Below are 11,162 nucleotides of genomic sequence, written 5' to 3'. Positions count from 1 at the left end.
CACGCCGGGCCGGGCCGCCGGGGCGCTGGCGGGACCGTTCATGCTGGCGGCCAGGGCCTGCACGTCCTCGCCGTAGAGCGCGCGGCCGCCCATCATCATCTTGAAGCCGTTGTACTTGGGGGGATTGTGGCTGCCCGTGATGGCGACGCCCGATCCCGTCTGCATGACGTTGGCAGCGAAATAGACCAGGGGGGTGGGCACCATGCCGATGTCCAGGGTGTCCACGCCGCCTTCCAGCATGCCTTCCTGCAGCGCCACCGACAGCATTTCGCTGCTCAGGCGGCCATCGCGGCCGACGACCAGGGTCTGCACGCCTTGGTCGCGCGCGCGGGCGGCCAGCGACACGCCCAGGGCACGGGCGAAGCGGGCGTCGATCAGGTCAGGCACTGTGCCGCGGATGTCATAGGCCTTGAAGACCGAACTCGGAAATTGCGTGTTGTTGCCCACGGCGGTTCCTTGATGAGGGTTGCAGCTCGGGTTCTGGCGCGGATTCTGGCAACCCGCGTATCAAAACTCGCCTGGCTAGGGATTAAACCGGAATTATCCCCCATTGGCGCTCCCCCTTCATCCGGCAGACGGCGTAGGGCCTTTTTCGTCTTTGCACCGTGACAGACCGTCCGCCCTGATCTGGTGCGTGCGCAGGCGTCGGCGCCTTGTTCCGGTGCGGCGCGCGGCCGGGTTCCGGGGCTGGCCCAGGGGCGGCGCATGGCATAAAACTTGCTCATCGTCCGAAGGTGATACGCTTGCTATGCAAGCAGAAAGACCGGGAGGGGCCATGGGCGCCAAAGTTTCTACTGTAATGTCATCCAGGGGCGCCTCAAGCCGGCGGGGTCCGCCCACGGATCACGCCGGACCGGCCGCAGGCCGCGAGCGCCGGCTCGACATCCACGTGTTCGTTTCCGAAGCGGGCGGCTTGGCCACGGGCCGGGCCTGGGAGCGCTGCGTTTGGCGCGACGCCCGCGTCCTGATCGCCGAATCCCCGGCGCCGCATCTTCCTGTCTCCGTGGAAAGCGCCTTGCGCGCTGTCGCCGCCGATGTGGCGCGGGACCGCGGCTGGCAGGGCATGGGCACCGTCGCCTTCGCGCTGGACGACCGCAGCGGCGTGTTCCGCGTGATCGACGCACAGGCGCAGGCCCATTCGGGCGCGGCCGTGTATGACTGCGAGCCGGTCGCCGCCCATGCGCTGGAAGTGCGCATCGACGGCTGCGTGGACCGCCGCCTGCCGTGCACGCGGCTGCTGGTGTGCGGCGCGACCCGGGGCGAGGTCCTGCGCCGCGCCTACCGCGCTTTGTCGGAAATGCCCGGACCTGCGGGCGTGGACCGCGCTTTCCTGATGAACCGCATCGCCTCGCGGGCCTATTGTTCCGGCCTGACGGGCGCGCGGCTGGACCAGGCGGTCGGCTGAGCTGCTTTTGCCGGCGGGCTCCGCGAGTCCGCCGTGCCGCGCTCCGGGGCATTTCAGCCCCTACAATAGTCCGCACATCCCTGCCTGGCCCCGACCAGGCCTTACTAGTGCGGCGCATATGACCTTGCTGAGCGATCTACAGTCCCTTCTGGGCGCTTCCCATGTGCTGACGGGCACGGATGCCGACAGCTACGTGCTGGATTGGCGCCGCCGCTATCGAGGCGCCGCGCTGGCGGTGATCCGTCCCGGCTCGACCGCGGAAGTGGCTGCGGCCGTGAAGTTGTGCGCCAGGCATGGCGTGCCGGTGGTGCCGCAAGGCGGCAATACCGGCTTGTGCGGGGGAGCCACGCCCGACTTGTCCGGCAGCGCGGTGATCCTGTCCACAGCCCGCCTGACCGCCGTGCGTGCCCTGGATACCGACAACGACACGATCACCGTGGAGGCGGGCTGCGTCCTGCAGGCGGTGCAGGAAGCGGCAGCGGCGGCCGATAGGCTGTTTCCGTTGAGCCTGGCCGCGGAGGGCAGCTGCACCATAGGCGGCAACCTCGCGACCAATGCGGGCGGCACGCAGGTGCTGCGTTATGGCAACACGCGCGAGCTGACGTTGGGCCTGGAGGTCGTCACCGCCGAAGGCGATATCTGGAACGGCCTGCGCGGCCTGCGCAAGGACAACACCGGCTACGACCTGCGCGACCTGTACATAGGCAGCGAAGGCACGCTGGGCATCATCACCGCCGCCACGCTGAAACTGTTTCCGAGGCCGGTGGCTTCGTGTACGGCACTGCTGACGCTGGACGGTATCGACCAGGCCGTCGAGCTGCTGTCGCGCGCCCGCGCGGGTTTTGGCGCGGCGCTGACCGGCTTCGAACTGATGAGCGGCGCCTGCCTGCAGGCGGTCGTGCGCCTGTTCCCGCAGCAGCGCCTGCCCTTCGAGGGAGATTCCGCCGCGTCGCCCTGGTTCGCCCTGCTGGAGCTGTCCGACAGCGAAAGCGAGGCGCATGCGCGCGAACGCTTCGAGACGGTGCTGGGCGAGGCCATCGAGAGCGGGCTGGTGAGCGATGCCGCCATTGCCGCCAACGTGGCGCAAAGCAAGGCGCTGTGGCATCTGCGCGAGAGCATCCCGCTGGCCGAAGCGGAGTTGGGCAAGTCGGTCAAGCACGACGTGTCGATCCCGATCTCCGCCATCGCCGGCTTCGTGCACAAGACCAACGCCTTGCTGCAGGCGCGCTTTCCGGGCGTGCGCCACGTGATCTTCGGGCACCTGGGCGACGGCAACCTGCATTACAACGTGGCCCACGCGCTGGGACAGACCGAGGCCGAGCTGCTGGCGCTGCAAGGCGATATCTACGGCGTGGTGCACGACAGCGTGCACGCGCACAACGGTTCGATCAGCGCGGAACATGGCGTGGGCCAGCTCAAGCTCGACGAGCTGCCGCGCTACAAGAGCGCCGTCGAACTGGATCTGATGCGCAGGATCAAGCGCGCGCTGGACCCGCAAGGGCTGATGAATCCGGGCAAGGTGCTGCGGGCCTAGCCGCGCACGACAGGGGATCGCAACCATGGCAACCAGTCCCGCGGCGGGCGCGAATTACAGGGTCTTGATCGTCGAGGATGACCCCGTCATTTCCGGCAATCTGTACACCTTCCTGGAGGCGCGCGGCTTCCTGCCCGATGTCGCCTATTCGGGTCCGGCCGCGCTGGAGCGGCTGAACGAGCAGCGTTTCGACGCCTTGATCCTGGACATTGGCCTGCCGGGCATGGATGGCAATGCGGTGCTGCACACGCTGCGCAACGACAGGCGCGTGGATGTGCCGGTGCTGATGCTGACCGCGCGGGACAGCCTGGAAGACAAGCTGGCCGGGTTTTCGCATGGCGCGGACGATTACCTGACCAAGCCCTTTGCGCTGTTGGAGGTGGAAGCGCGCCTGATCGCGCTGATACAGCGCGCCAAGGGCGCGACGGTGGACTCGGTGCGGGCGTTCGGCCCCTTGTCTTACGACACCCGCAACCGCGCCGTGTCGGTCAACGGCAACCCCGTGCACCTGACGCGCAAGGCCGGCCTCATCATCGAAGCCCTGTTGCGCGATCCCGGCAGGGTGGTGTCGCGCGAGGAGCTGGAATCCACGCTCTGGGGCAACGAGCCGCCTTCGTCGGACGCTTTGCGCAGCCAGGTCCACCTGTTGCGTCGCGCCTTGGCCGACGCCGGTTTCGACGGCATCGAGACCATACACGGGACCGGCTGGCGCCTGACGCTGGAAGCCGGAGCGGCGAGATGAGCGGCATTTCTTCGGCGTCTGCCGGGGGCACGCTGACCCAGCGCGTGGTGTGGGCATTGACCGGAACCGTGGCGCTGTTCGTGACGGCGCTGGCCCTGCTGGCCTACCTGACCTTCGACCAGATGGAAGACGATCTGGTCAACGACATCCTCAATACCGAAATGGACCGGCTGGTGCAGCATGCGCGCGTCAGCGATGGTTTTCTGCCGCGCGACGGCGTGCGCGAGCTGGGAGGCTCCATGCGGGCCTGGGTCAGCGTGGAGGGCAAGCGCCCCGCGGGCATGCCGCAGGAAATCGAATCCCTGGATAGCGGCCTGCATCTGGTCGAGCCGGGCGCATACACCTGGCACGTGATGGTGGCCGAAACGGCGCGAGCCAAGGTGTACCTGCTGTACGACGCCACCGAGAACGAAGGCCGGGTGCATGACTTCGGCCTGATCGTACTGGGCGTCGGCGCCATTTGCGTGGTGGGCGCCTACGCGCTGTCGCGGCGCGTGGCCGCCATCGCGGTCGGCCCGCTGCTGGACCTTACCGACCGGCTGGCGACCTGGGCGCCGGGTTCGCCCGACATGGCGGTGACGCGCGACGACGAGGCGGGCCGGCTCATAGAGGCCTTCAACCGGGTGCAGAACCAGGTGGACAGGTCGATTGCCCGCGAACGCGAATTCGCGGGCAATCTCAGCCATGAGGTGCGCACGCCCTTGGCGGCGATCCGTTCGGACAGCGAGTTGATGCTGCTGACGCAAGCGTTGACCCCGGACCAGCGCCAGCGCCTGACCCGCGTGGTGGACAACGTGGACGATGTGATCGTGTCGCTGGAGAGCGCGCGAGCCATGGCGCGCGATGAACTGCGCCCGGCAGAGCCCGTCGACCTCGCGGAATGCATGGACAATGCCTGGCGCGGTTATGAAGCCCAGGCGGGCTTGGCCAGTCTGGGGTTCGAGAACCGGATCTCCGCCGGCCAGATTCGCTCGCTGGACCGCTACGCCTTGCTGACCGTGCTGCGCAATCTGGTCCGCAACGCAGTCGAGCACGCCGCGCCGGCGACGCTGACCGTCAGCATTGCGGCTGATGGCGCGCTGGAATTGAGGGACGATGGCAAGGGCATCGCCGCGGAGGACCTGCCGTTCCTGTTCCGGCGCTATTACAGCGGCCGCATGCGGGATTCCGGCGCGGGCAGCCCGGACGAGACGGCGCGCGGTCTGGGGCTGGCGATCGCCAAGCGTGTCTGCGACATGCAAGGCTGGTCGCTGACAGTCGATTCCTCGCGGCAGGGCGAGCAGCGCGGCACCCGCTTCACGCTGCATTTCGAGGCTGGCGAGGGGCAGGCGATATAGGTGGCGGGCGGGGCGCAAGGTCAAATTTGACGAAAGTTCGACTGTCGACAGCCTAAGCTGCTCGTTTGCCTGACGGACCGCCTGTCGCCTACCATGCCGCCACCATCGCCGCCCGCGCTGCGCCAGCCGACGCCGGCCTCGTATCTGTTCAGCCATGTCATCGCGATCACGCTGGCGCTGGCCTGTCTGGCGTGGTGGGCCAATGCTTCCGGGCTGGACTTGCGGATCGCCCGGGCGCTGTTCGATCCGGTACTGGACGATTTTCCACTGCGCCTGAACCGTTGGCTGGAACTGGTGGGCCACCGCATGGTGCTGGCCTTGCCCATCGGGATAGGACTGGCTGCGGTGGGTGTGGTGGCGGCGAGCTATCGCATTCCGGCCTGGCGGGCGTGGCGCGGGCCAGCGCTGGCGCTGGCGGCAACCTGCCTGGCCGGGCAGGTGCTGGTGAACCAGCTGAAGCATTACACGACGCTACCCCGTCCCTATGACCTGGACTTCCTGGGCGGCTATACCCCCTATCCGGTGCATTGGTGGACCTGGGCGCGGACGGGGGCGGGCGGCGCCTTGCCCAGCGGGCATGCCGGCGCAGGCTTTGCGCTGCTGACCCTGTACTTCGTGGGGTGGGCGCTGGGGCGCCCAGCCTGGCGCTGGTGGGGCCTGGCCGTAGGCATCGCGGCCGGCGTGGGTTTTTCCGTGGTGCGCATCCTGCAGGGCGCCCATTTCCTCAGCCAGACGCTCTGGTCCGCGGCGCTGATGTGGTTCCTGGCGACCCTGTTTTTCTATCCCCTCATCGTGGCCCGGCCGGCTGCCAGCCGCCCTAACGGTTAGCCGCGGGACGCCCCAAAGTACAATGGGCGCCGACGCTCGGCCCCTGGGCCGTGCTCAACCGCTTTCGGATAATTCCCAATGAACGTTCCCGCCGATTCTCCCGTCACGCCGCGGCGTCGTCCCCGGAACCTGGCCCAGGGGCTGGTCGAGAGCATCACGGAACGCATCCGTGGCGGGAACATCCGGCCTGGCGACAAGTTGCCGACGGAATCCGAGATCATGCGCGAGTTCGGCGTCAGCCGGACGGTGGTGCGCGAGGCGCTGTCCCGGCTGCAGGCATCGGGCCTGGTCGAGACGCACCATGGCGTGGGCACCTATGCGCTGGAGCCCAGCGGCGGCAGCGATTTCCGCGTGGACCCCGCCGATATCGCCACGGTGCGGGACGTGCTGGTGCTGCTGGAGCTGCGCATCTGTCTGGAAAGCGAGGCTGCCGGCCTGGCCGCGGCCCGGCGCAGCCCGGCGCAACTGCAGGAGATGAGGCGCGCGCTGGACGCCTTCAAAATCGCGCTGGACAGCGGCGGGGACACCGTCACGCCGGATTTCCAGTTCCATCTGCTGGTGGCGCAATCCACGGACAACCGCTATTTCGCGGACCTCATGTCGCATCTGGGTTCGGCCATCATTCCGCGTACCCGCATCAATTCGGCCAAGTTCGCGCACCAGGATCGCGCGGCCTATCTGGCGCGCGTGAACCTCGAACACGAGGACATCTACGGCGCGATCCAGCGCCAGGACGCGGAGGCTGCGCGCGCGGCCATGCGTACGCATCTGAGCAACAGTCGCGAGCGGCTGCGGCGCGCCCAGTAGGGACGTCCGCCGGTGGCTCGCGCAAAACCGCGTTAATCTTTGCGCGTTTTCAAATTTCGGACCACGAGGCGGCATGGCTCTGCTCGGCATACACGGCGATATTTCTTCCACATCTGACCGGGCGCTGCGGCGCCAGCGGAGGGCGCTCGCATGCGCCGTCTGACGCTACGGTTCGTTATTGCGGTCCTGGCGCTGCTGACGCTGTCGCGCCTGGGTCTGGCCTTCTGGATGTGGGACCGGGTCGAGGCTGCCGGCGGGCTGGGTCCGCTGCTGCTGGGCGGCTTGCGCATCGATGTCTGCCTGATGTCCATGGTGATCGCGCTGCCGGCGGTGTTTTCGCCCTGGTTCGGACACCGGCCGCTGGCGGCCCGCATCACCGCCTGGTGGTTCCGCGCCTGGTGGATGCTGTATGTGCTGCTGGAAGTCTCCACGCCGCAGTTCATCGCGGAGTACGACACGCGGCCCAACCGGCTCTATTTCATCTATCTGCTCAACCCGAAGGAAGTCGGGTCGATGCTGTGGCAGGGCTACAAGGGCGTGCTGTTGGCGGCCTTCGTGGTGCTGGTGCTGGCCGCCTGGCTGTCGGTCCGGCTGTTCCCCACCCGCGTGCGCGATCCGTTCATGTCGTGGTGGAAGCGGCCGGTGGCGTCATTCCTGATCCTGGCGCTGGTGTTCCTGGGGGCGCGCGGCACGCTGGAGCATCGTCCGATCAATCCGGCCAAGGTGGCCTACAGTTCCGACGCCATGGTGAATTCGCTGGCGCTCAACTCCTTGTACAGCGTGTTTGATGCGGCCTACCGGATGCGGGACGAACGCTCATCGGCCGCCATGTATCCCAAGATGGCGGTGGATGAGATGAACGCCATCGTGCGTGAGAAGGCCGGGCTGACGGGCGCGCCGTTGGATCCGCGCTATCCCAGCCTGCACGAGCAGAAGGCGACGGTGCGCCGGGACAAGCCGCTGAACCTGGTGATCATCCTGCAGGAGAGCTTGGGCGCGCAGTATGTGGGCAGTCTGGGCGGGCGTGATCTGACGCCCAATATCGACCGGCTGGGCAAGGAAGGTTGGATGTTCCATCGGGCCTATGCGACGGGCACGCGCTCGGTGCGGGGCATCGAGGCGGTCACTGCGGGCTTCTTGCCGAGCGTGGCGGACGCGGTGGTGAAGCTGCCGCGGTCGCAGACGGGGTTCTTCACGCTGGCGCAGGTGTTGGGCAAGCATGGCTACCATTCACGCTTCGTGTACGGCGGCGAGTCGCACTTCGACAATATGCGGGCGTTTTTCCTGGGCAACGGTTTCGATGAAATCGTGGATCGTCCGAAGTTCGTGAATCCGGTGTTCGAGGGGTCGTGGGGAGCGTCGGACGAGGACATGTTCAACCAGGTGGACCGGCTGTTGCGCGCGGATGGCGACAAGCCGGTGTTCACGCTGGCGTTCTCGGTATCCAACCATTCGCCGTGGGAATATCCGGAAGGGCGCATCAAGCCGGTGGGCGATCCGGCGACGGTGGATAACACGGTGCGCTATGCGGACTGGGCGCTGGGGCAGTTTTTCGACAAGGCGCGCAAGGCGCCGTATTGGGACAACACGGTGTTCCTGGTGATCGCGGATCACGATTCGCGCGTCTATGGCTCCATTCCGGTGCCGGTACGGCATTTCCAGATTCCTGCGCTGATCCTGGGGGCTGGCGTTGCGCCGCGGCAGGATGAACGGCTGGTGAGCCAGATCGATATGGCGCCCACCATGCTGTCCTTGATCGGGCTGGACAATGTGAATCCGATGCTGGGGGTGGATCTGACGCAGCGGGATCCGAACCGGGCGATGATGCAGTACGCGGATAATTTCGGGTACCTGCAAGGGGATCAGCTGCTGGTACTGGAGCCTGCCAAGCAGCCGCGGCAGTTCCGGTATGAGGCGGCGCCTGTTGGGCGTGACGAGGTTTATGCGCCTGTGGAGCCTTTGGATCCTGGACTTTCCGATGAGGCGTTGGCGCATGCGTTGTGGGCTAGTTGGGCTTATCGGGAAGAGCGGTATCGGTTGCCTTGAGGTTGAGGTTTTTGTTCGGTTGCTGGTTCTTAAGACGCTTGGGGCGTCGGGGGCCTGGGGCGCGCGGGGCAACGATTGCGGTCCGGAGCCTTCGCTCCGGACTGCCCCTTCGTCATCTTCGTCAAGGCCTTTGGCCTTTCCTTCAGATTCCCTCGGGCTTATCGACGCCCCGCGCGCCCCAGGCCCCCGACGCCCCAAGCTCTGGCGGCTGAATGCCACAGGTCGCTGGGGAGGGAATTTTTCTTAGGGTTCTTGCTGCCGGAGTGTTACGGTGGAAGATCTTGCGATGCCCGCCTCTAAAGGCCGCCCGGGCGGCCTTTAGAGGCTTACGCGGTGGCTTGCCGTGGCGGATGGCGCTGCGCGCCATGGCTGTGCTTGATTCTGCGCAAGTCGGATTCTTGTTGAAGGTAGGAAACTGGCGCATGACTTTTCCTGAATCGTCTTCTGATGCTGCTCGCGCTGCTGCGGGCGCTCAATCAAACAAGCCTGATTCCCATGTGCCTGTGCGGCGCCGCGCGCTGCCCTTGCCGCGCGGGCGGTTTGCATGGATCACGGGTGTTGTCAGCACCGTTTGGCTGGCGGCCAGCACGCTGTTCTGGTGCCTGCTGTTGTTTCCGGTCTCGTTGCTGAAGCTGTTGCTGCCGTTTCCTGCGGTCAGGCGGCACATTGACCCTGTACTCAATGGTATTGCGACGGCGTGGGTGTCCAGCAATGCGGGGTGGTTGGCGCGGATCCAGCAGGTGCCTTGGGATATCCAGGGCAATACGGGGCTGCGCTACGCGGACTGGTATCTGGTCAACTGCAATCATCAGTCGTGGGCGGATATCTTTGTGCTGCAGTACTCGCTGAACCGGCGTATTCCGTTGCTGAAGTTCTTTCTGAAGCAACAGCTGATCTATGTGCCGGTGATCGGGCTGGCCTGGTGGGCGCTGGACTTTCCGTTCATGAAGCGCCATGGCAAGGCGGCGTTGCGCCGCAATCCGGATCTGGGGCGGCAGGATCAGGAGACCGCAAGGCGGGCATGCGCGAAGTTCTCGTTGGTGCCGACCAGCGTGATGGTGTTTGCGGAAGGGACGCGGTTTACGCCGGCCAAGCGCGATGGGCAGGGTTCGCCGTATCGCCATTTGCTCAAGCCCAAGGCGGGCGGGCTGGCGGTGGCGCTGAATGCAATGGGCAAGCGCTTTCGCTCGATGATCGATGCCACCATTGCCTATCCGGATGGCGCGCCCAGCTTTTGGGATCTGGCTTGCGGCCGCGCGGGCCAGGTGCTGGTGCGCATGCGGCAGTTGCCGGTGCCGCCGGAGTTCTGCGACGCCGACTACACCGGCGACAAGGCGTTCCGCACGGCCTTCCACCACTGGCTAGGCCAGCAGTGGCAGGCCAAGGATGATGAGATCGAGGCGTTGACCGCGCGTGCGCGGTCGAACGCCAAGACCGATTAAACGCGAGCCGGCAGCACCAGGCCCGAGCTTTCGCCGAAGCCGATGCGCGGATAGCCGGCCTTCACGCATTCGGCGCGCATGATGATCTGGTCGCCGTCCTGCAGGAAGGTGCGCTTTTCGCCCCAGGGCAGGTCGATCGGGGTTTTGCCGCCATTGCACAGCTCGAGCAGCGAGCCCGCTTCCGAAGGCTGCGGGCCGGACAGCGTGCCGGTGCCCAGCATGTCGCCCGGTTGCAGGTTGCAGCCGTTGACGGTGTGGTGAGTGATCAACTGCGCCACGTTCCAGTAGGCATCGCGGAAGTTGCTGCGCGACAGGAAGGCAGGCGGCTGCTTGTCGGCGCGCGACTTTTCGGTGGTCAGCAGGACCTCCATCTGCACGTCGAAGGCGCCTTTGGCGCGGTTCGCGTCGGAGGCGAGGTAGGGCATGGGCTGCGGCTCGGACGGGCCACGGTTCCATTGCGTGCGGAACGGCTCCAGCGCTTCCATGGTGACGACCCAGGGCGAGATCGTGGAGGCGAAATTCTTGGACAGGAAGGGGCCCAGGGGCTGGTATTCCCAGGCCTGGATGTCGCGCGCAGACCAGTCGTTCAGGATGCACAGGCCGAACACGTGCGATTCGGCGTCGGTCAGGGGGATGCGGTCGCCTTGGGCGTTGCCGGTGCCGACGAAGATGCCCAGTTCCAGTTCGTAGTCCAGGCGGGCGCAGGGGCCGAACTGCGGCGCTTCGCCTTCATTGGCGGGGCGGGTCTGGCCGACGGGGCGGGGGAACTTCTGGTCCACGCCGATGCTGGAGGCGCGGCCGTGGTAGCCGATGGGCACCCACTTGTAGTTCGGCAGCAGGGGGTTGTCGGGGCGGAATTGCTTGCCCACGGCGGTGGCGTGGTGCACCGAGATGTAGAAGTCGGTGTAGTCGCCGATGCGGGCGGGCGTGGTGTATTCGGCGTCGGCCTGGGACACCAGCAGGGGCTCGACGGCGCCGCGCAGGGCCGCGCCGTCGCGCAGCGCGCGGGACAGCGCCAGGC

General features: G+C 66.6%; 9 protein-coding genes and 1 pseudogene. 8 read left to right on the top strand and 2 right to left on the bottom strand.

Going from position 1 to position 11,162, the window contains the following annotated elements:
• Positions 1-447, bottom strand: a pseudogene (locus VIR09_RS20375) (phosphomannomutase/phosphoglucomutase); the annotation flags it as partial.
• Between the two features lie 328 nt (positions 448-775).
• Between VIR09_RS20375 and VIR09_RS20370 the strand changes: the two are divergent.
• The 8 genes from VIR09_RS20370 to VIR09_RS20335 all read left to right on the top strand — a co-directional run bounded on the left by VIR09_RS20370 (position 776) and on the right by VIR09_RS20335 (position 10,141).
• Entirely contained in the window at positions 776-1,405 is a 630-nt protein-coding gene (locus VIR09_RS20370) for a BPTD_3102 family carboxylase-like protein (RefSeq protein WP_332014507.1), read from the top strand.
• 118 nt (positions 1,406-1,523) lie between these two features.
• A complete protein-coding gene (locus VIR09_RS20365) occupies positions 1,524-2,939 on the top strand; it encodes an FAD-binding oxidoreductase (RefSeq protein ID WP_332014506.1) in 1,416 nt (471 codons plus the stop codon).
• A gap of 25 nt (positions 2,940-2,964) precedes the next feature.
• The gene (locus VIR09_RS20360; protein ID WP_332014505.1) at positions 2,965-3,681 is read left to right on the top strand and encodes a response regulator transcription factor; all 717 of its coding nucleotides are present in this window, start codon (positions 2,965-2,967) and stop codon (positions 3,679-3,681) included.
• Positions 3,678-5,018, top strand: coding sequence for a HAMP domain-containing sensor histidine kinase (locus VIR09_RS20355; RefSeq protein WP_332014504.1), 1,341 nt, complete (start codon positions 3,678-3,680; stop codon positions 5,016-5,018). Before VIR09_RS20360 ends, VIR09_RS20355 begins: the two co-directional genes overlap by 4 nt.
• A 93-nt stretch (positions 5,019-5,111) precedes the next feature.
• Positions 5,112-5,846: a phosphatase PAP2 family protein gene (locus VIR09_RS20350; RefSeq protein WP_332014503.1), complete on the top strand. Its 735-nt coding sequence runs from the start codon at positions 5,112-5,114 to the stop codon at positions 5,844-5,846.
• Between the two features lie 78 nt (positions 5,847-5,924).
• Positions 5,925-6,653, top strand: coding sequence for a FadR/GntR family transcriptional regulator (locus tag VIR09_RS20345; protein WP_332014502.1), 729 nt, complete (start codon positions 5,925-5,927; stop codon positions 6,651-6,653).
• Positions 6,654-6,803: 150 nt separating this feature from the next.
• Positions 6,804-8,699, top strand: coding sequence for an LTA synthase family protein (locus VIR09_RS20340; RefSeq protein ID WP_332014501.1), 1,896 nt, complete (start codon positions 6,804-6,806; stop codon positions 8,697-8,699).
• A gap of 524 nt (positions 8,700-9,223) precedes the next feature.
• A complete protein-coding gene (locus VIR09_RS20335) occupies positions 9,224-10,141 on the top strand; it encodes an acyltransferase (RefSeq protein ID WP_332014508.1) in 918 nt (305 codons plus the stop codon).
• Here the strand turns inward: VIR09_RS20335 and fahA are convergent.
• A partial coding sequence (gene fahA, locus VIR09_RS20330; protein WP_332014500.1) for a fumarylacetoacetase occupies positions 10,138-11,162 on the bottom strand: 1,025 nt, incomplete at its 5' end. The genes VIR09_RS20335 and fahA overlap by 4 nt on opposite strands.

The organism is Achromobacter sp. (assembly GCF_036567245.1).
In the GTDB taxonomy this organism is placed as follows: domain Bacteria; phylum Pseudomonadota; class Gammaproteobacteria; order Burkholderiales; family Burkholderiaceae_B; genus Achromobacter.
This window is presented reverse-complemented; position numbering and strand designations above follow the sequence as displayed.

What these genes read in the sequence shown, in the direction of transcription:
- VIR09_RS20355 (WP_332014504.1), top strand. Translation starts at nt 3,678, where the DNA reads ATGAGCGGCATTTCTTCGGCGTCTGCCGGGGGCACGCTGACCCAGCGC.
- VIR09_RS20350 (WP_332014503.1), top strand. Translation starts at nt 5,112, where the DNA reads ATGCCGCCACCATCGCCGCCCGCGCTGCGCCAGCCGACGCCGGCCTCG.
- VIR09_RS20365 (WP_332014506.1), top strand. Translation starts at nt 1,524, where the DNA reads ATGACCTTGCTGAGCGATCTACAGTCCCTTCTGGGCGCTTCCCATGTG.
- VIR09_RS20360 (WP_332014505.1), top strand. Translation starts at nt 2,965, where the DNA reads ATGGCAACCAGTCCCGCGGCGGGCGCGAATTACAGGGTCTTGATCGTC.
- VIR09_RS20340 (WP_332014501.1), top strand. Translation starts at nt 6,804, where the DNA reads ATGCGCCGTCTGACGCTACGGTTCGTTATTGCGGTCCTGGCGCTGCTG.
- VIR09_RS20345 (WP_332014502.1), top strand. Translation starts at nt 5,925, where the DNA reads ATGAACGTTCCCGCCGATTCTCCCGTCACGCCGCGGCGTCGTCCCCGG.
- VIR09_RS20370 (WP_332014507.1), top strand. Translation starts at nt 776, where the DNA reads ATGGGCGCCAAAGTTTCTACTGTAATGTCATCCAGGGGCGCCTCAAGC.